Genomic DNA, 19982 nt, shown 5'->3' with positions numbered 1-19982 from the left:
GGTGACCGACGGGCAGGAGCCCCCCGGGCACGCCGGGCAGGAGTCCGCCCGGCGGGAGTCCGCCGAGCGCACCGCCCGGGCCCTGGCCGAGACCGTCCGCCGTCTCCAGGCCGCCGCCGCCCGGTCGCACGCCGAGGCCCGGACCAGGGCCGCCGTCGACCTCGCCACCGGCATCCTGGCCGAGCGGCTCGACCTGCCCGTCGCCGAGGCCGCCGCGCATCTCGCCCGGCTGGCCCGGGAGGCGGGCGTGCCGGTGCTCGCGCTGGCGGCGGACGTCGCGGGGCTGCAGGCGCCGGGCCCGGTCCCCGGCCAGGATCCGGCACCGGAACCGGAGGAGGGGCCCGGACGGTCCGCCCCCGCCCTGCCCCCCGTCGGACCGCTCGAGGCCGGCCCGCCCGTCGCGCCCGCGCTCGCCGCCTCGCCCGACCTGGAACGCGCCGCCGGGGCCGTCCTGGACCAGGCCGCGGCGGCGCTCGGCGTCCGCGCCGTGGCCGTCTGGCTGCGCCTGCCCGGCGGAGCGCTCGCCCTCGCCGCGCACGCCGGGCTGTCCGCCGAGGAGGCGGCCGACTGGGCCCGGGTACCGCCCGGCGTGCCCACCCCGGCGCAGCTGGTCGTCGGCGGCGGAGCCGAGCTGTGGCCCGGCGACCCGGGGGCGGACGGGCCCTCGGTGGGCGCCGGCGCCGCCCGGGCGGTCCTCCCGCTGATCGACCGGCGCCGCCGCCGCGGCGCGCTGGAGCTGCTCTGGCCGGCCGCCGGCCCGGGATCCGCCCCGGTGCTCGGCCAGGCCCAGCGCCGCGAGCTGTGCGCCCTCGCCGACCTGTGCACCACCCTGCTCGGCCCGCCCCCGGAGCCGATGGCCCCCGAGCAGGCCGCCGCCCTCCTGGACGGGCTGCTCACCCCCGCGCTGCTCCTGGCCCCCGCCGTCCGGGCCGAGCGGATCGCCGACTTCACGCTGCTGCGGGTCAGCGCCGGGTTCCGCGACCCGCTCGGCCGCTCCCGGCAGGAGCTGGAAGGCGCCTCGCTGCTGGCGACCTACCCCGCCGCCTGCGCCGCCGGGCTGCTCGACCGGCTGCTGCGCGCCTACGAGACCGGCGTGCCGTCGACCGCAGAGCCGGTCCGGCTGGCCTTCCGGGAGCACGGACCGGCCGTGCCGGTGGCCGTGCTGCTCTCGGTCGTCCCGCTCGGCGCCCGGATGCTGGTCTGCTGGCAGCTGGAGGACGAGCGGGAGGAGGACGAGCACACCGCCCTGCTGCGCCAGGCCCAGCGGCTGGCCCGGGTGGCCGGGTTCGAGGAGCGCCCGGCCGAGGGCCGGATCCGCTGGAGCGACGGGCTGCGCGAGCTGTACGGGCTGCCGCCGGACGCCCCGCCCGTACCGCTGGACCGGCTCGCCCGGCACACCCACCCGGACGACCGGCCGGCGATCCGGCGGCTGCTGGACACCGTCCGGCACCACCACCGCACCGCCTCCGCGGTGGTCCGGCTGGACCGCCCGGACGGCACCCACCGCTTCACCCGGGTGATCGCCGAACCGGTGGTGGACGAGGCCGGCCGGCTGGTCGCCGTCCGCGGCGCCTACCACGACGTCTCCGCCCAGCACTGGACGGAGGTCGCGCTCGGCGCCACCCGGGAGCGGCTGGCCGACAGCGAGCAGGAGTCCGCCGAGCGGGCGCAGCTGGCGCTCCGGCTCCAGCAGGCCATCCTGCCGGCCGCGCCGCCCCCGCTCGGCGTCACCGGCCTGCACGCCGCCGTCCGCTACCGCCCCGCCGGCCAGCGCGACCGGGTCGGCGGCGACTGGTACGACGTGCTGGTGCTGCCCGACCGGCGGGTGCTGCTCGCGGTCGGGGACGTGGCCGGGCACGGCGTCGGCGCGGCCACCGGGATGGTCGCGCTGCGGCACGCGCTGCGCGGCCTCGCCGTCACCGGGGCCGGCCCGGGCCGACTGCTGGCCTGGGCCAACACCGTGGCGCTGCGCGAACCGGGCCAGATCACCGCGACCGCCGTCTGCGTGCTGCTGGACCCGGCCGGCGGCGAACTGCGCTGGGCCCGGGCCGGCCACCTGCCGCCGATCCGGCTCGGCGCGGACGGCGCCCAGGTGCTGCCGCTGCCGCACGGCGTGCTGCTCGGCGCGCTCGACGGCGCCGAGTACGAGGAGCACACCGCCCGGCTCGACCCGGGGGACGTCCTGTTGCTCTACACCGACGGGCTGGTCGAGCGCCGGGACCGCCCGGTGGAGGAGTCGGTGGAGCAGCTGCTCCGGGCGGCCGGCGCCCCCGGCCCGGACCTGGAGCAGTACCTGGACCGGCTGCTCGAACTCAGCCCCGCCGACACCGACGACGACACCTGCCTGATCGCCGTCCAGACCGAATAGCACCCCGCGGGCGGGTCTCCCACACCTCGGGCCCGACCGTCTTCCCGACCCGTTCCCCCGTCGCCCCGGGACGAGTCCGGCCCCACCGCTCACGCGGTGGGGCCGGAACCCGGCATCATCATCAGCCTTCGAGTCCGCGCCCGACCGGGGAGCGTCCCGGCGGACGGACCGTCAGGTGATCGAGCCCTGCCGGGTGTACATCCCCCAGACGTTGTCGTCGAAGTACGGGGTGTCGATCTCCACGCCGTCGTGCGCCCGGGTGACCCCGTTGACCGCCGGCTGCAGGGTGTCCGGATCCACCCACAGCCACGGCCCGCCACTGGCACCCTGACCCAGGGTCCGGCAGGGCAGGTCCAACAGGATGGGGTAGAGGATCAGCCGCTCCAGGGTTCCTGCGCAGCTCACCTGGTGGGCGGCGTCGTCGATGTTCGCCGGGTACCCGACGGCGGTGACGAAGGTCTCCTCACGCCGGTTCACCACCAGGCCGTTGCCGCCGGTGGCCTCGACCACCTTCTGCCCGTTGGCGTTGGGGTTGAGGGTGACCATCGCGACGTCCCACTCGGGAGCGTCCGACTCGTCCAGCCAGTTGTTGAACACCCGGGCCTGCTTCCAGGTGAACATCCCGTACGGGTACGGGTCGTTGCCGTTGTACGCCGGCACGTAGATCCAGTCGACCTTGAACCACTTCGGATCCCCGCCGTTCATCCGGCTGCCCTTGCCCGCGACGCAGTGCGCGGCGGTGATCACCATCATCTTCGAGGGGCTGTTGAGGGCGCTGGCCGTGCAGCTCTTGTTCGCCTGCTCGACCGTGTTGTAGTAGAAGACCCGCCCCACCGTCCGGTCCACCGACCGGTTGACCGCGAAGCGGGCGGCCGCGGCGTCGACCTCGGCCCGGTCCGCCGCGTCGCCACCGGCGGCCTTCGCCTCCTCGGCGACGGTGGCCGCCATCCGCTCGGGCGTCCAGTACGCGCGGGCCGCCGCGTCGTCCGCCGCGCTCGTCTCCGAGGTCGACGTGCCGGCGGTCCGGTCGGGCCGGGGCGCCGCGTCGGCGGTGCCGACCGTCCCCAGTCCCAGGGCGAGCGCCAGCGCGGCGCCGCCGAGAGTCCTCAGCAACTTCACTTCGTTCCCGCTTCCGTGTCCGTCGGGCGGCCGGGTGACCGCCGTGATGGCAGCGTGACACCGGGCCCGGGCGCGTCGCCTGAGTACGGATACTCAATGATGGCGCGCGAACAGGCTTGGCCAGCATGGGAATTCACGTTTCGGTCGGTCCGCGAACCGTTTCCGCCACTCGTTCGGCGGTAGCACGGCTCGGGGCGGCCGATGGCGGCGTGCCGGGGCCTCGGGGCGCTCAATCCCCTCGGCAGCGCGGTGCGTTCGGGTGCGTCCAGCAGGGCGAGCGCCTGGTTGAGCCGCGGAGACCCTCCGGCGGACCATCGCGAGGTCGCGGGCGGGGGTGACGGTGACATCGAGCCGGCGCTCGCCACCTACCGGGCTCTCGTCGCCGACGCCTACGGCCGCGGAGCCGTCACGCTCCGCGAAGCCCTGTGGACCTCGCGCTGGCGCTACAACGAGCGGATGGTCGACGGCTACCGCGTCGGGCGCGTCCTGCTCGCCGGAGACGCCGCCCACGTCCACGCACCCGCGGGCGCCCAGGGCATGAACACCGGCATCCACGACGGGATCAACTTCGGGTGGAAACCGGCCTCGGTCCTCAACGGCGCGCCCGAGCCGCTGCCGGACACCTACGAGCAGGAACGGCTGCCGATGGCCACAGCCGTGCTGGGCGTCTCCAAGGAGTTGGTGACGCGCTTCGCCCGGTTCGAGGACTCCGACCTCGATGCGGCGTCCGGCCTGGGGATCAACCTACCGTGGCGGCCCGCTCAGCCCGCTCCGGGACGGCGCCGGCCCGCACCCGGGCGACCGCAGCCCCGACGCGCTCTGCTCCTGGCCCGACGGGCGCCCGATGCGCCTGTTCGAGCTGCAACGCGGCAGCGACTGGACGCTCCACCGGTTCGGCGTCGGCCCGCTGCCCGACGTCGCCGGGGTCAACGCCTACTCTCTCGGCTCCGACCTGCTCGACCCGCACGCCGCGGCGGGGTCGGCGTACCAGGCTCACGACGACGAACTCATCCTGGTCCGCCCGGACGGACACGTCGGACTGCGCACCCGGGACGCAGCCGCCGTCACTGCTTACCCGGCCGCCGTGACGGCAGGCTGAGCGGGAACTCGGTCACTTCCCGCAAGATCGGTCACTTCACACAAGAGGTGGAAGACGACGGCTTCGCCCGCGTCCTCTGCGGCAGCGATCTCCCTGCGGCGTGGAACGGGGATCCCAGCGTGTGGCCGCGGAGTCATGGCCACTCGTCGACGGCGGCGATGAGGACAGTCGCCCCGTAGCGGACCGTGAGCTCTCCGTCTCGCGTAGCGACAGCACGGTTCCGCCGTTGTTGCCCGGTGGCCGTTAGGGGCCGCCGGGGGCGGGTAGGCGCGAGCGGACAAGGGGGGCCGAGACCAGGACGGAAGGGACCGATCCCCATGTTGCTGCTGGGACTTCTGCTGATGGCGGCGTCCGGAGCGTTCGTCGGACTGCTGATCGCGGACAACCTCTCCGGCGGGCCCGACTACCAGGTGACGATCCTGGGCAACGACCTGGTGACGTTGAACAGCCTGAGCATCTTCCTCGCCGGGGTGGCGCTGGCCCTGATCTTCTGCCTCGGCCTCGCGATGATGCGGCTGGCCCGGCGGACGCCGCGACGGGTGCGGCGGGCGCGGCCGGCCGCAGCTCCCGTGGAACGCGAACGCACCGTGGGCGGCTCCGACGACATGCGGGTGCTGCCCGAGGAGCGGGCCGCGGAGCAGGGCGGCCGGGAGACGGCGGCGCGACCGGGCGGCCGGATCCGGCACATGTTCGGACACTGACCACCCGTCGTCGGCCGAATCGCCCCGCCACCCCAGGAGGCCGCCATGGACCTCGCCTTCCTCACCCCGCTGCTCGACCGGACCGGCCCCTGGGCCTCGGTCCACCTCGACACCTCCCGCGCCACCGAGGACGCCGCCAGGCGGCGGGCGCTGATCGACCGCGCCGCCGTCCAGCGGCTGGCCGACGCCGGCGCCGACGGACCGACCTGCGCGGCCGTCCGCGAGCACCTGGCCGGGATGCCCGCCGCCGGGTCCCCGCCCGGCCGGGCGCTGTTCGCCGCCGACGGCGAGGTCGTGCTGGACGTGCCGCTCGCCGACTCCCCGCCCGACGTCGCCGCCACCTGGGCCCCGCTGCCGCACACCGGCCCGCTGCTCGGCCTGCTGGACGACGCGGTGCCCGCCTGCCTGGTCGCTGCCGTCGACCGCACCGGGGCCGACCTGCGGCGCTACGAACTCGGCCGCGGTGAGCCGCTGGGCACCGTCGAGGGCCCGCAGTGGCAGGGCCGGGGGCACCGCGCCCCACCCGCCGACCGCTACGAGTGGCACTACCGGCACCGGGTCGAGGACACCTGGGAGCGCACCGCCGGGATCGTCGCCGAGCACCTCGCCCGGAGCTGGCCGCACAGCGGCGCCCATCTGCTGGTGCTCACCGGCGGCACCCGGGAGCGCCGGGCCGTCCACGACCGGCTCCCTCCCCAACTCCAGGACGTGGCCGTCGAGTTGGACGGCGAACCCACAGGGGACGCCTTCGACCGCCGCCTCGCCGAGGCCTGGGCCGACCACCGCGGCCGGCACGTGGCCGAGCTGCTGGACGCCTTCCGCACCGGCGTCGGCCGCCCCGGCGGCCACCGCACCGACGGCGACGGCACCGAGACCGCGCCCGGCTCTGCCGCCCAGGGCATCCCCGCCGTGGTGAGCGCCGCCCGGCAGCACCAGCTCGCCGCGCTGCTCCTGCAGGCCGGCGGCCACGACCCGGAGCGCCCGGTGTGGACCGGGCCCGAGCCCGAGCACCTCGGCGTCGACCGGGCCGACCTGCGCCGCATGGGCGTCCGCCACCCGGTGCAGGCGCCCGCCGCCGACGCCCTGCTGCGCGCCGCCACGGCCTGCGCGGCCGAGGCCGTGCTCGTCCCGGAGGCCGTCCCCGGCCCGCCCGGCGGCCTCGGCGCGGTTCTGCGCTGGCCGGCCTGACGCCACGCCCGGCCGGCGGACGGCACACCGCCGGCCCGCCGGCCGGGCGGAGCCGGCGCCGACGGGCCGGTCGGAGCCCGCTCACGGCCGTGTCGTTCAGCGGGCGGCGACCGGGGGCAGCCGGTCCAGGATGCGCTCCATGCCGCTGGTCCAGTTGGCCTCCAGCGCGGTGACGGCCTGGTCGATGTCGCCGTCCAGCAGGCACTGGGCGATCCGCTCGTGCTCCTCGGCGGCGCGTTCCAGGATCTCGTGGTCGCCGACCACCACCCGCTCGTAGCGGTGCAGGGTGAGCTTCAGCGAGTCGATCATCTCGCGCAGCCGGGCGTTGGCGCAGCCGGAGAGGAGCAGGGCGTGCCAGGCGTCGTCGTAGCGCTCTATCGTGCCGTGCGGGGCTTGCGGGGCGGAGAAGGCGCGGGCCTCGGCGAGCAGCCGGGGGGCGATCCCGGCGAGGTGCGCCGGGTCGGAGGTGCGCAGGGCCAGCGACTCCAGGGCGATCACGATCGCGGTGAGGTCGAGGAACTCCTGTTTGCCGGTGGGGGCGAAGCGGAAGCCCTTGCCGCGCTCGCTGGTGATGATGCCCTCGCGTTCCAGGCTGATCAGGGCCTCGCGCAGGGGGGTCCGGCTGACGCCCAGTTCCTCGGCGAGCTGGACCTCGTTGATCGACTCGCCGGGGGTGAACCGGCCGCGGCCGAGCTGCTCCAGGAGTTCGTCCTTCACCTGCTCGCGCAGCGGACGCCGCTCGATCGCCATCGGGCTTTCCTTTCGTTCTCGGTCGGTAGCGTACCGGCCGGGCGACCGGCGCCGGCGGTCGGGCGCCCGGGGCCGGGTACGGGGGTGCGGGTCAGGCGGTGCCGGCGCCGTCCACGGCGATGACGGCGCCGCTGACGAAGGCGGCGGCGTCGCTGGCCAGGAACGCCACGGTCCGGGCGATGTCCCGGGGTTGGCCGATCCGGCCGAGCGGTCGGTCGGCGGCGTCGGTGTAGAAGGCGTCCGGGCTCTCGCCGAGCTGGCGGGCCTCCTCGGCGAGCATGCCGGTGTCGGTGTCGCCCGGGCAGACGCAGTTGACCCGGATGTTGTCCGGGCCGTGGTCGATGGCCATCGCCCGGGTCATGTTGACCACGGCGCCCTTGGAGGCGCAGTAGGAGACGGCCCGGCCGCCGCCCTTGATGCCCCAGCCGGAGCCGGTGTTGACGATGCTGCCGCCGCCGTTCGCCGCCATCAGCGGCACCACCAGCCCGCTGAGCAGCATGATCGAGCGGACGTTGACGGCCATCACCAGGTCCCAGTCCTCGTCGCTGATCTCGGTGACGGTGGAGCGGCGGATGATGCCCGCGTTGTTGAACAGCACGTCCACGCCGCCGAGTTGCTCCACCGCGGTGCGTACGGCCCGCTCGCAGTCGGCGCGGCGGGAGACGTCGCAGCGGACGAAGGTGCCGCCGGTCTCCTCGGCGGCCGCTTCGCCGCGCTCGGCGTCGACGTCCAGGAGGACGACGGCCGCGCCGAGTTCGGCGAGCAGGGCGGCGGTGGCCCGGCCGATGCCGGAGGCGGCGCCGGTGACGATCGCGCGCTTGCCGTGCAGGTCGATCATGGGGGCTCCTTCAACTGGCCTGGGGGAGTGGGGTGTCGGAGTCAGGCGGAGAGGCGGTAGACGGCGCCGGAGCGGCGGCCGGTGATCACCCGGACGTGGCCGGCGAGGGCGTCGTCCAGGTCGGGGTCGCCGGTGTCCAGCAGCAGCGGGCGCCCCGCCAGGGCGGCGAGCTTCGCCTCGGTGGCGAGCACCAGCAGCCTCTCCCGGCCCGCGGTGCGCAGCAGTTCGGGAGTGAGCTGCTGGTTGCCGCGGCCGAGCAGGAAGCCCTGGCCGCCGATCGGGGAGAGGGCGATGAAGGGGGTGGCGGGCAGGGCGCGCAGCTGGTCGGCCCGGGCGTCGCGGACCAGCACCCGGGCGGCCGTGGCGAGGCCGTCGCCGTGCCCGGGGCCGATGGCCCGGCGCCGGCCTCCTGCCCGCGGGGCCTCGGCGGGGCCGAGCCGCAGCAGGTCGACGCCGGTCAGGCTGGTGTCCGGCGCGCCGAGCGCGGTGGCCACCGCGTGGGTGGTGCTGCCGGGCCCGAGGACCAGCAGCCCGCCGGGGCCGACCCGTTCGGCGACCTCGGCGGCGAGGCCGGCCGGGGTCCCCGGGTCGGGCCCGGAGCTGCCGGTCTTGCGCTGCTGCACCCGGGCGGGCAGCACCGGGACGGTCAGCCGGCCGTACAGCCGGGCGGAGACCAGGCCGGCCCGCAGCGCGGCCTCGTCCCGGTCGACCACCTCGGCGGGCGTCAGGCGCACGCCCCGGCCGGCCGCCCAGGCCGCCGCGACCTCGGCGGCGGCCCGGGGGTGGACGGCGAACACCGCGGAGTGCATCTTGACCCCGGCCGGGATGCCCAGCACGGGCAGCCGGGGTTCGGGCCCGAGCGCCTCCAGCACGTCGCGGGCGGTGCCGTCGCCGCCGCAGAACAGCAGCAGTCCGGCGCCGGCCGCGACCAGGGCGCGCACCGCCGCGCGGGTGTCGGCGGCGGTGGTCGCCGTCCCGGCGGGCCGGTGGACGGTTCGCGCGGGCCGGCCGGCCGCCCGGGCGGCGTCGGCGCCCATCGGGCCGTCGGCGGTGACCAGTTCCACGCCGGGCAGGCCGCGCAGCGTCAGCGCGGCCCGGGCGACGGCCTGCGGGGCGGCCCCGAGTGCCAGGGCCCGCCGCTGGACGTCGGTGCCGTCGCTGCCCTTGAGGCCGACCCGGCCGCCGAGCCCGGCGACCGGGTTGACCACGAGCCCGATCCGGGCGCCCGGGGCGGACGTCACGGCCGCTCGCCCAGGACCTTGCGGCGGTAGGCGCGCCAGCTGACCGCCCAGAGCGCCGGGTCGTCCAGCGGTTCGTGCCGGATCCGGTGCACGGTGGAGTTGTGCGGCGCGGTGCGGACGGTCTCCGGGTCCTCGTACGCCTCGCGGGCGACCTCGGCCAGGATCGCCGCGTACTCGTCCAGGTCGGCCCGGGAGTAGGACTCGGTGGGCTCCAGGGTCATCGGCTCGGGGACGACGTGGGGGTGGTGGCTGGTCCAGTAGTGGGTGCCGAAGTCGGCGGCACGGTAGCCGAGGTCCTCGCTGTGCAGGCCGGTGTCCTCGTTGAGCCGCTGCCAGCTGTAGCGGACCTGCTCGACCCGGGGGCGGCCCTCGGCGTACGGGACGGAGACGCCGCGGATCCGCCGTACGTGGTGCAGCAGGTAGTTGTTGTTGAGCACGGCGGTCTCGGCGGCCGCGCGCAGCCCCTCGGCGCCCAGCGCGGTGATCCAGGCGTAGGCGCGCACCAGGTTCGGCACGACGCCCAGGTAGGGGCGGATCTTGCCGACCGAGTCCGGCCGGTCGTCGTCCAGGAAGTACCGTTCGCCGTCGAACTCGACGGTGGGGCGCGGCAGGTGGGGCGCCAGCTCGGCGGTGACACCGCAGGCGCCGGCCGCCGGGCCGCCGCAGGCGTGCGGGGTGGAGAAGGTCTTGTGCAGGTTGAAGTGGCACAGGTCGAAGCCGGCCTCGCGGGCCCGGGTGATGCCGAGGATGCCGTTGGCGTTGGCCTGGTCGTAGGCGCACAGGCCGCCGGCCTCGTGGACGATCCGGACGAACTCGGCGATCCGGGGGTTGTAGATGCCGGTGTCCTCGGGGTTGGTGATCAGGAGGGCGGCGGTGCGCGGGCCGACGGCGGCGCGCAGCGCCTCGATGTCGGGGTAGCCGTCGGCGTCCGGGTGCAGGGTGACCACCCGGAAGCCGGCGGTCCTGGCGCAGGCGGCGTTGGAGGGGTGGGAGAAGGCGGTGGTGACGACCTCGTCGCGCTGCTCCAGCTCGCCGCGCGCGGCGTGGTACGCGCGGATCACCGAGACGTTGGTCCAGATCGCCGCCGAGCCCGCGCCGGGCTGGAGGCTGACCCGGTCCATGCCGGAGACCTCCTTGAGCGCCTGCTCCAGCCGGTGGACGAGTTCGAGCACGCCCTGGACGGTGGAGGCGTCCTGCGCCGGGTGCAGGGCGGCGATCCGGGGGTCGCGGACGAAGGCGTCGTTGACCTTGGGGCTGTACTTCATGGTGCAGGTGCCCTGGCCGACGTCCACGTTGAGGTCGGCGCCGAGGTTCTCCTGGGAGAGCCGCAGGTAGTGCCGGAGCACCTGCTGCTGGCCGAGTTCGGGCAGGGCGGGCGGTGTGCCGCGGCGCAGGGCGGCGGGCAGCCGCTCGGCCGGGTCGCCGACGGCGGCGGTGACGGCGGGCTCGGGCAGCGGGGGCAGGACGCCGCGCTCGCCGGGGGTGCCCAGCTCGAAGACCAGCTTCTCGTCCCAGCGGGCCTGGTGGAAGCGGCGCAGCGCGGGCTTGGCGGCGATCCGCGGGTCCACCGGCCGGCCGTTCTCCTGACGGTTCGTCACTTCACGATCTCCTCAAGCGCGTCGGCGAGGCGGTCGATGTCGGCCCGGGTGTGCAGTTCGGTCACGCAGTACCGGCCCTCGTGCGGCCCGGCCGGGGTGCCGCCGTGCAGGCCGAGGGCGAGCAGCGCCCCGGCGATCTCGGCGGCGCCGCGCTCGCCGGTGTAGCGGACGGTGAAGTCGGCGAAGTGCACGGCCTCGGGGTCCGCCGGTTCCACGCCGGGGACGCGGGCCAGGCGCCGGCGGGCGTACTCGGTGTTGGCGAGGATCGTCCCGCCGATCTCGCGCATGCCGTGCGGTCCCATCAGCGCGAGGTAGACCCCGGCGGCGATGCCGTGCAGGGCGGCGGCGGTGCCGACCCACTCCTTGCCCTCCTCGCGCAGCGCGAAGGAGGTGCGCTCGTACGCGACGTCGCCGAAACCGTACTCGCCGGGGACGTCGGTGGGGGTGAGGCCGAACAGCCGGCTCGGGTACTCGGCGACCAGCCGCTCGTCGTCCGGGCTGCCGATGAAGCCGGCGTTGCCGCCGCCGAAGCTCGGGTGGATGCCGAGCGGCTGGAGGTCGCCGCAGGTGAGGTCGGCGCCGAGTTCGGCGGGCGGGGTGAGCACGCCGAGGCTGAGCGGGTTGACGTGGACCACCGCCAGCGCCCCGGCCCGGTGGGCGAGTTCGACGTACTGCGGCAGTTCCGGGTCCACCCGCCCGCGGTGGTCGGTCAGTTGGGCGTAGACCGCGGCCGCGTCGCCCTGCTCCAGCGCGGCCCGGACGGCGGCGGGATCGGCCGGGACGGGCACCAGTTCGTGGACGCCCCGGACGTAGTCGCGGATCCGGGAGAGCCGGTCCGGGTCGATCGCGCCCACCAGCACCAGCCGGCGCCGCCCGGTGGCCCGCCCGGCCATCCGCAGCGCGGTCGCGGCGGCCTGGAAGCCGTCGTACGTCGGCACGTTGACGACCTCGACGGCCAGCAGTTCGGCCATCAGCGACTGGTACTCCCACAGCGCCTGGAAGCGGCCGTGGTCCTCGTACGGTTCGCCCGCGTAGGCGGTGAGGAACTCGCTGCGGTTGACGATCTCGTCCACCACGGCGGGCACGTGGTGGCGGTAGCAGCCGGCGCCGAGGAAGCTGCGGCCCGGCGGCACGGCGGTGTTGCGGGAGAGCAGTTCCTCCATGTGCGCGACCAGCCGGGCCTCGGACTCCAGCGGCTCGGGCAGCCGCAGCGGGCGGTCCAGCCGGAGGGCGGCGGGGATGTCGGCGTAGAACTCCTCGACGTCCTGGGCGCCGATCGCCGCCAGCATCGCTTTCCGCACCGGTGGGGCGGAGTTGGGGATGTACGGGTGGGTTCGGGGGGCGCGTGTGCTCATCGTGGCACCTTCCGCGATTTCAGTCACAAGCCTTGACGGGGTTGTGAATGCTGAGTTCTGTATACAGCATTCGGCATTCACCAGTCGGGAGGCAAGATGTCCGCAGAAACCCGGCACCGAGAACATCCCCAACTCGCCCACGAACGGGGCGGATCACCGCCACGCCCGGCGCGGCGCCGGATCCTCTCCGCCGGACTCGCGGGCGGCGCACTGCTGTTGACCGGCGCCACCGGCTGCGCGACCGGCGGGGCCGGCGGCACCGGAGCCAAGCAGCTCACCGCGGGCCCGGGCACCACGCCCACCGGGAAGGTCGTCATCTGGTCCTGGGACGTCGCCGCCAAGGCCATGCGGCGGCTCGGCAAGGAATTCGAACAGGCCCACCCCGGCACCACCGTCGAGGTGGTCGACATCGGCTACGACAACGCCTACGACAAGATCACCGTCGGCCTCGGCGCCGGCAGCGGACTGCCCGACGTCCTCACCGTCGAGGGCCAGCGGCTGCCCACCTACCTCGGCAACTTCCCGAACGCCCTGGTCGACCTCACCAGCCGAGCCGCCGGCCTCGGGCCCCAGTACGCCGAGGCCTCCTGGCGCGCCGTCTCGGACGGCGAGGGCCGGGTCCACGCCCTGCCCTGGGACAGCGGTCCGTGCGCCCTGTTCTACCGGCGCGACCTCTTCGAGCAGGCCGGCATCGACCCGACGGGCCTCGGCACCTGGGACGACTACGTCACCGCCGGCACCGCCCTCAAGGCCGCCACCGGCAGGAAGCTGCTCATCCTGGACGCCAAGCAGGACAGCCTCTTCGCCATGCTGCTCCAGCAACAGGGCCAGCGCTGGTTCACCGACGGCAAGGTGGCCGTCGCCACCCCCGCCGCCGAACGCGCGCTCACCCTGCTCAAACAGCTCGTCGACCGCGACCTGGTCGACTTCGAGAACGGCTGGGACGGACTGGTCTCCGGCACCCACGACGGCAAGGCCGCCACCACCCCCACCGCCGCCTGGTGGGACGGCACCCTCACCGCCGAAATGGCCGACCTCGGAGGAAAGTTCGGCGTCGTCCCGCTCCCCGCCTTCACCCCCGGCGGCACCCGAACCTCCAACAGCGGCGGCTCCGTCCTGTGCATCCCCGCGCAGAGCGGGAACCCCGAGACGGCCTGGGCCTTCGTCTCCTTCCTGCTCGCCGACAAGGCCAACCAGGCCTCGATGATGCGGCACGAAGGCCTCTTCCCCGCCTACCTCCCCGCCCTGGACGATCCGTACTTCCAGCAGCCCGCCCCCTACTACGACGGCCAGTCCGCCATGCGGCTGTTCGCCGGGCTCACCCGCTCCATCCCCACCGTCGAGCTCACCGCCGACGACTCCAAGGCCGCCGACATCGTCACCACCGCCGTCAACCAGGTGCTGCACAACGGCGCCGACCCGGGCACCGTACTGCGCTCCGCCGCCCGCCAGATCGCCACCGCGACCGGCCGCCGAACGGTCGGGTAGGGGCGGCACCGATGACCAGCCCTCCGGTGACCCTGCGCAAGCCGGCGGCCCCGACCCAGGCCGCCCCCGCCCCCGCCCGCCGCCGACGCTCCCCACGCACCGCCGCCTGGCTGTTCGCCGGGCCCACCACCGCGCTCTTCGTCGCCTTCTTCGCCTACCCGCTCGGTGCCAGCCTCTACCAGAGCTTCACCGCCCGCCGCGACGGCGCCGACGTCTGGGTCGGCCTGGACCAGTACCGGCGGATGCTGAACGACCCCGCCTTCCTGCACTCCCTGGTCAACACCGGCATGATCCTGGCCGTCCAGGTGCCCGTGATGATCGGCATCGCCCTGGTGCTGGCCGTCCTGCTCAACCAGTCCTGGCTGCGGTTCCGGGCCGGATGGCGGGCGGTGTTCTTCCTGCCCGCGATCACCACCCTGGTCGCCTACGCCGTGGTCTTCCAGGTCCTGCTGCGCACCGACGGCGGCCTCGCCAACCAGGTCCTCCAGGCGCTCGGCCTCGGTCCGGTCGACTGGCTCAACTCGCCGACCTGGGCCAGGATCTCGCTGATCGGCTCGGTCACCTGGCGCTGGACCGGCTACAACGCCGTCATCCTGCTGGCCGGACTGCACGCCATCGGCCGCGACCAGTACGAGGCCGCCGCCCTCGACGGCGCCGGCGCCGTGCGCACCTACACCGGCGTCGTGCTCCCGCAACTGCGCCCGGTGGTGCTGTTCTGCGTCATCACCTCCACCATCGGCACCCTTCAACTCTTCGACGAGAACTACGTGCTGACCCGCGGCGGCCCCGGCGACGCCACGCTCACCCCGGTCGTCTACCTCTACAAGGTCGGATTCCAGCAGCTCGACTTCGGCTACGCGGCCGCCATCGCCTGGGTGGTCGTGCTGGTCATCGCGGCGGTCTCACTGCTCCAGTTCCGGCTCTACGGAAGGGAAAGGCGCCGATGAGCAGCACCCCGCCGCCCGGCCCGCCCGGCCGCACCCCGCTGCCCGCCCGGCTCGGCCGGACCGCCGTCCTCGCCGTCCTCGTGCTCGGCGCCGTACTCAGCCTGCTGCCCTTCGCCTGGATGCTGGTCGCCGGCACCCACAGCAGCTCCGAACTGTTCCACTCCCCACCGCCGTTCCTGCCCGGTGGCAACCTGCTGCGCAACCTGGTGCACCTCCAGGAGACCATCGGCTTCGGCCGGGTCATGCTCAACAGCCTCGGGATCGCCGTCGTCTACACCACGCTCAGCTCGCTGCTCTCCGCGATGTGCGGCTACGGGCTGGCCAAGTACCGCTTCCGCGGCCGCGGACTGCTGCTCGGCCTGGTGCTGGCCACCATGATGATCCCCCTGCAGGTGCTGCTGGTCCCGCTGTTCCAGATGATGGCCAGCCTCGGGTGGATCGACAGCTACCAGGCCGTGATCGTGCCGTTCCTGGCCAACTCCTTCGGCATCCTGCTGATGCGCCAGGGCTTCCTGGACTTCCCCGACGAGCTGCTGGAGTCCGCCCGGATCGACGGCTCCGGCGAGCTGCGCACCTTCTACCGGGTCGTCCTGCCGTGCGTGCGGCCGCAGTTGGGCGCACTGGTGATCTTCACCTTCATGGGCCAGTGGAACAGCTTCATCTGGCCGCTGCTGATGCTCAACACCGAGGACAGGTACACCGTGCCGGTCGCGCTCAACACGCTGACCGGGCTGTCCCACGTCGACTACTCCGGCCTGATGCTCGGCTCCTTCCTGGCCACCCTGCCGCTGATGGTGCTCTTCCTGGTCTTCCAGCGGCAGTTCGTGGCCGGCCTGCTCGGCGGAGCCCTGAAGGGATGAGTGACGAAGCGATGACTGCTGGAGGAACGCGTGACGAGGCGATGAGCGCTGCCGGAGCGCGTGACGAAGCGGCGCCTGACGGAGCGGTGGCCCCGGGCCGCCTGACCAGGGTGCCCGGCCTGCTGTACGGCGGGGACTGGAACCCCGAGCAGTGGCCCGAGCAGGTGTGGGCCGAGGACGTGAAGCTGATGGCCGAGGCCGGGGTCAACCTGGTCACCGTCGGCATCTTCTCCTGGGCGCGCCTCCAACCCGACGCCCACAGCTGGGACTTCGGCTGGCTGGACCGGCTGCTCGACCTGGTGCACCGGCACGGCATCGCCGTCGACCTGGCCACCGCCACCGCCTCGCCACCCGCCTGGCTCGTCCGCGCCCACCCCGAGCTGCTGCCGGTCACCGCCGACGGGGTACGGCTGGAGTTCGGCTCGCGCCAGCACTACTGCCCGTCCTCGCCCGCCTACCGGGAGGCCGCCGTCCGGCTCACCCGGGCGCTCGCCGAGCGCTACCGGCACCACCCGGCGCTCGCCCTGTGGCACGTCCACAACGAGTACGCCGACCACGTCGAGGAGTGCTTCTGCCCCGCCTCGGCCGCCGACTTCCGCCGCTGGCTGCGCCAACGCCACGGTGGCATCAGTGAGTTGAACCGTTCCTGGGGCACCGCCTTCTGGTCCCAGCACTACAACTCCTTCGACCAGATCGAGCCGCCGCGAACCGCGCCGGGCCCGGTCAACCCCACCCAGCTGCTGGACTGGCGCCGGTTCTGCTCGGACGCGCTGCTCGCCCTGCACCGCGCCGAGAAGGCCGTCCTGGACGAGGTCTCGCCCGGCGTCCCGGTCACCACCAACTTCATGTCGATGCTCAAGGCGCTGGACTACTGGGAGTGGAGCCGGCACGAGGACTTCGTCTCCGACGACGCCTACCCCGACCCGGCCGACCCGCGCGCCCACGTCAACGCGGCGATGAACTACGACCTGATGCGCTCGCTCAAGGGCGGCCGCCCCTGGCTGCTGATGGAACAGGCCCCCTCCGCGGTCAGCTGGCGCCCGGTCAACCTGCCCAAGGGCCCGGGCCGCTACCGACTCTGGTCGCTCCAGGCGCTGGCCCGCGGCGCCGACGGCGTCCTGCACTTCCAGTGGCGCGCCTCGGTGGCCGGGGCCGAGAAGTTCCACAGCGCGATGCTCCCGCACCGGGGCACCGCCTCGCGCGGCTGGCAGGAGACCGTCCGCCTCGGCGCCGAACTGCGCCGGCTCGGCGAGGTCGCCGGCAGCCGACTGCGCGGGCGGGCCGCCGTCCTGCTCGACTGGGACAGCTGGTGGGCGCTGGAACTGGACGACCACCCCTCCGCCCGGATGCGCTGGCTGGACCTGCTCCGCCCCTGGTACGCGGCGCTGTACGAGCGCGGCGTCACCGTGGACTTCGTCCCGCCCACCGCCGGGCTCGACGACCACCCGCTGCTGCTCGCCCCCAACCTCTACCTGCTCGACACCGCCACCGCCGAACGGCTCACCGCCTACGTGCGGGGCGGCGGCCGACTGGTCTGCGGCCCGTTCAGCGGCATCGCCGACCGGCACGACCACATCCACCCCGGCGGCCATCCCGGGCCGCTGCGCGACCTGCTCGGCATCGTGGTGGACGAGCACTGGCCGATCCCGGACGGCGCGACCACCGCCGTGGACCTGGACGGCACGGGCCTGGACGCCGAACGCTGGAGCGAGTGGATCGAGACCGAGGCCGCCGAGACCGTGGCCCGCTACGGCTCCGGCGCGCTGGCCGGCCTCCCGGCCGTCACCCGCAACCGCCTGGGCGCCGGCAGCGCCTGGTACCTGAGCTGCCACCTCGGCGCCGACCTCGGGCCGGTGCTCGACCTGGCACTCGCCGAGGCCGGGGTGGGCGCCGAACTGCCCGGCCTGCCCGAGGGCGTCGAGGCGACCCGCCGGGTGGCCGCCGACGGCACCGGCTACCTCTTCCTGCTCAACCACGGCCCGGCGGAGCGCCTCGTCCCGCTTCGCACGCCCGGCCGCGACCCGCTCGCCGGGGCCGGCCCGCTCCCCGGCACGGGCCTGCTCGCCGGGGCCGACCCGCTCCCCGGCCCGGCCCCGCTCACCGGTACCGACCTGCTCACCGGCGCCGAGGTCGCCGGAGCCGTCACCCTCGCGCCGCTCGGCGCCGCCGTCATCCGACTCCCCGCCGCCCAGGAGCGCGCATGAACCCGCTGACCCGCCGCCACTTCCTGGCCGGCTCCGCCGCCCTCGCCGCGGCCGGCACCCTCGCCGCCGCCCCGGCCGACGCCGCGGAGCCCGTACCGGCCGCGTCACCGGACCCGGCCGCGGAACCGCTACCGGCCGCCGGGCCGCCGGACGACCGCTACGCCGACGTCCTCGACCTCCACGGCACCCCCACCCAGGCCTACCCCGGCGACGCCCGCGGCAACAACCCGATCAACGTCTTCGCCGACCTCGGCGCCTGGCACGCCTACGCCCTGCCCCGCCCGGCCGACCGGCCCGGCGGCTTCACCGGCCCGCTGTACCTCGCCCAGGAGTACCCCTGGTGGCTCAGCGACGGCCTGACCCGCCTCGAACTGACCGAACGGGGCCGCCCGCTCGACCTCACCGCCGGCGCACCCGCGCGCGGCACCTCGCTGCCCGGCCTGCTACGGCTCACCCACGACCTCGGCGGCGGCCTCGCCCTCACCCTGGAACTGCGCTTCGCCGGCAACCGCACCGCCCTGCTCCGGGCCCGGCTCGCCAACACCGGCCCGGCCGTGCGGACCCTGGCCGTCGCCTGGACCGGCCGGCTGCTGCGCCCGGCCACCGGCCCGCAGCGCGAGGCGCCGAAGCTGGTCGCGGCCGAACACGGCGTGGAGGTGCGCTTCGCCAGGGTCCGGCAGACCTGGGACTACCTCACCGACGGCACCGAGCGCTTCGCCGTCCGCCACGCACGGCCCGTCCGGGTCGTGCTGAGCGCCGACGGCGACGGCCACCGCACCGAACTCGCCGAGCCGCTCCGGCTGGCACCGGGGGAGAGCCGGACCCTGGACTGGACCGAGAGCTACACCTTCACCGAAGCCGAGCACGCCCGGGCGGCGGAGGACGCCGAGGCCGCGCTGCGCGCCCCCGACCGGATCGCGGCGGAGGGCGCCGCCCGCTGGCACGGATACCTGACCCGGGCCACCGAGGGCGTCCCGGCCGCCCGCCGCCGCACCGCCGTCAAGTGCGTGCAGACCCTGGTCACCAACTGGCGCAGCCCGGCCGGGCGAATCCGGCACGACGCCGTCACCCCCACGCTCTCCTACAAGTGGTTCAGCGGGGTCTGGGCCTGGGACACCTGGAAACAGGCCGTCGGTACCGCCGCGTTCGCGCCCGCACTGGCCGCCGACCAGATCCGGGCGGTCTTCGACCACCAGGTCCCGATCGGCTCGCCCCGGCGCCCGCAGGACGCCGGCATGGTCCCCGACTGCGTCTTCTACAACGACCCCGGCACCGGCGGCGGCAACTGGAACGAGCGCAACTCCAAGCCCCCGCTGGCCTCCTGGGCGGTCTGGGAGGTCTACCGGCGCAGCGGCGACCGGGCCTTCCTGCGGGAGCTGCTGCCCAGACTGACCGCCTACCAGGACTGGTGGTACCGCACCCGGGACCACCTCGGCGAGGGCCTGTGCGAGTACGGCGCCACCGTGGACCCGGCCAACGCCACCGCCGAGGACCGCCGGGAGGCGGCCGCCTGGGAGTCCGGCATGGACGACGCCCCGCGCTTCGACGCCGCCACCGTGCTCCCCAACCGGGACGCGGACGGCACCCTGCTGGGCTGGTCGCTGGACCAGCGCTCCGTCGACCTCAACGCCTACCTGGCCGCCGACCACCGCCACCTGGCGCTGATCGCCGCCGAACTGGGCGACCGGCCCGCCGCCGAACGGCTGCGCGCCCGCGCCGAACGGATCGACGCCGCCGTGCGCGACACCATGTACGACCCGGCCGACGGCTGGTTCCACGACACCGACCTCGCCACCGGTGCCCGGCTCACCGCCCGGGGCCGCGGCATCGAGGGCGCCGTCCCGCTCTGGTCGGGCACCGCCACCGCCGCCCAGGCCCGTACCGTCCGCCGGCTGCTGCTCGACCCGGCGGAGTTCGGCACGGCCATGCCGTTCCCGACGGTGGCCCGCAGCTCGGCCTCCTTCGACCCGGCCGGCTACTGGCGCGGGCCGGCCTGGCTCGACCAGACCTACTTCGCCGTCGAGGGCCTGCGCCGCTACGGCTGGGAGCAGGACGCCCGGCGCACGGTCGAGCGGCTGCTCGCCACCGCCGCCGGGCTGGCCGGGGACGGCCCGGTGCGGGAGAACTACGACCCGCTGACCGGGGAGGGGCGCAGCTCGACCAACTTCAGCTGGTCGGCGGCGCTGCTGCTGCTCCTGCTGCGCGGCTGAGCGGCTTTGGCTCCGG

At 75.0% G+C, this 19982-nt stretch carries 15 protein-coding genes and 1 pseudogene; 10 read left to right on the top strand and 6 right to left on the bottom strand.

Annotated elements, in window-relative coordinates; all coding sequences use genetic code 11:
* The first annotated feature begins 1 nt into the window (after window position 1).
* The gene (locus ACIQI7_RS01045) at window positions 2-2368 is read left to right on the top strand and encodes a SpoIIE family protein phosphatase (protein WP_401103627.1); all 2367 of its coding nucleotides are present in this window, start codon (window positions 2-4) and stop codon (window positions 2366-2368) included.
* Between the two features lie 171 nt (window positions 2369-2539).
* On the opposite strand, the gene ACIQI7_RS01040 is transcribed toward ACIQI7_RS01045, so the two are convergent.
* A complete protein-coding gene (locus ACIQI7_RS01040; protein WP_401103625.1) occupies window positions 2540-3487 on the bottom strand; it encodes a trypsin-like serine peptidase in 948 nt (315 codons plus the stop codon).
* Window positions 3488-3688: 201 nt separating this feature from the next.
* Between ACIQI7_RS01040 and ACIQI7_RS01035 the strand changes: the two are divergent.
* The 4 genes and pseudogenes from ACIQI7_RS01035 to ACIQI7_RS01020 all read left to right on the top strand — a co-directional run.
* Window positions 3689-4138: pseudogene (locus ACIQI7_RS01035) on the top strand (FAD-dependent monooxygenase); the annotation flags it as partial.
* A gap of 67 nt (window positions 4139-4205) precedes the next feature.
* Window positions 4206-4586, top strand: coding sequence for a hypothetical protein (locus tag ACIQI7_RS01030; protein WP_401104582.1), 381 nt, complete (start codon window positions 4206-4208; stop codon window positions 4584-4586).
* 317 nt (window positions 4587-4903) lie between these two features.
* Window positions 4904-5287, top strand: coding sequence for a hypothetical protein (locus tag ACIQI7_RS01025; protein WP_401103623.1), 384 nt, complete (start codon window positions 4904-4906; stop codon window positions 5285-5287).
* A 45-nt stretch (window positions 5288-5332) separates the two neighbouring features.
* Window positions 5333-6475, top strand: coding sequence for a hypothetical protein (locus ACIQI7_RS01020; protein WP_401103621.1), 1143 nt, complete (start codon window positions 5333-5335; stop codon window positions 6473-6475).
* A 96-nt stretch (window positions 6476-6571) separates the two neighbouring features.
* On the opposite strand, the gene ACIQI7_RS01015 is transcribed toward ACIQI7_RS01020, so the two are convergent.
* The 5 genes from ACIQI7_RS01015 to gcvPA form a co-directional block, all read right to left on the bottom strand.
* Window positions 6572-7225, bottom strand: a complete 654-nt coding sequence (locus tag ACIQI7_RS01015; protein ID WP_401103619.1) for a GntR family transcriptional regulator — start codon at window positions 7223-7225, stop codon at window positions 6572-6574.
* 91 nt (window positions 7226-7316) lie between these two features.
* On the bottom strand, window positions 7317-8063 hold the full coding sequence (locus ACIQI7_RS01010) for an SDR family NAD(P)-dependent oxidoreductase (protein ID WP_401103617.1): 747 nt from the start codon (window positions 8061-8063) through the stop codon (window positions 7317-7319).
* Window positions 8064-8104: 41 nt separating this feature from the next.
* The gene (locus ACIQI7_RS01005) at window positions 8105-9304 is read right to left on the bottom strand and encodes an ATP-NAD kinase family protein (protein ID WP_401103615.1); all 1200 of its coding nucleotides are present in this window, start codon (window positions 9302-9304) and stop codon (window positions 8105-8107) included.
* Window positions 9301-10902, bottom strand: coding sequence for an aminomethyl-transferring glycine dehydrogenase subunit GcvPB (gene gcvPB, locus ACIQI7_RS01000; protein ID WP_401103613.1), 1602 nt, complete (start codon window positions 10900-10902; stop codon window positions 9301-9303). Before gcvPB ends, ACIQI7_RS01005 begins: the two co-directional genes overlap by 4 nt.
* A complete protein-coding gene (gcvPA, locus tag ACIQI7_RS00995) occupies window positions 10899-12257 on the bottom strand; it encodes an aminomethyl-transferring glycine dehydrogenase subunit GcvPA (RefSeq protein WP_401103611.1) in 1359 nt (452 codons plus the stop codon). The genes gcvPB and gcvPA overlap by 4 nt, the downstream gene beginning before the upstream one ends.
* Window positions 12258-12353: 96 nt before the next feature.
* Between gcvPA and ACIQI7_RS00990 the strand changes: the two genes are divergently transcribed.
* The 5 genes from ACIQI7_RS00990 to ACIQI7_RS00970 are packed head-to-tail and all read left to right on the top strand — an operon-like array spanning window position 12354 to window position 19966.
* On the top strand, window positions 12354-13745 hold the full coding sequence (locus ACIQI7_RS00990) for an ABC transporter substrate-binding protein (RefSeq protein WP_401103609.1): 1392 nt from the start codon (window positions 12354-12356) through the stop codon (window positions 13743-13745).
* Window positions 13746-13756: 11 nt separating this feature from the next.
* The gene (locus tag ACIQI7_RS00985) at window positions 13757-14692 is read left to right on the top strand and encodes a carbohydrate ABC transporter permease (protein WP_401103607.1); all 936 of its coding nucleotides are present in this window, start codon (window positions 13757-13759) and stop codon (window positions 14690-14692) included.
* The gene (locus tag ACIQI7_RS00980; RefSeq protein WP_401103605.1) at window positions 14689-15552 is read left to right on the top strand and encodes a carbohydrate ABC transporter permease; all 864 of its coding nucleotides are present in this window, start codon (window positions 14689-14691) and stop codon (window positions 15550-15552) included. The genes ACIQI7_RS00985 and ACIQI7_RS00980 overlap by 4 nt, the downstream gene beginning before the upstream one ends.
* Before the next feature lie 41 nt (window positions 15553-15593).
* Window positions 15594-17756, top strand: a complete 2163-nt coding sequence (locus ACIQI7_RS00975; RefSeq protein ID WP_401103603.1) for a beta-galactosidase — start codon at window positions 15594-15596, stop codon at window positions 17754-17756.
* Entirely contained in the window at window positions 17753-19966 is a 2214-nt protein-coding gene (locus tag ACIQI7_RS00970) for an MGH1-like glycoside hydrolase domain-containing protein (RefSeq protein WP_401103601.1), read from the top strand. Before ACIQI7_RS00975 ends, ACIQI7_RS00970 begins: the two co-directional genes overlap by 4 nt.
* The last annotated feature ends 16 nt before the right edge of the window (window positions 19967-19982 follow it).

The organism is Kitasatospora sp. NPDC092039 (assembly GCF_044756065.1).
GTDB lineage: Bacteria > Actinomycetota > Actinomycetes > Streptomycetales > Streptomycetaceae > Kitasatospora.
Note: the sequence above shows the minus strand (reverse complement) of the source record. Positions and strands in the feature narration are given on the sequence as shown.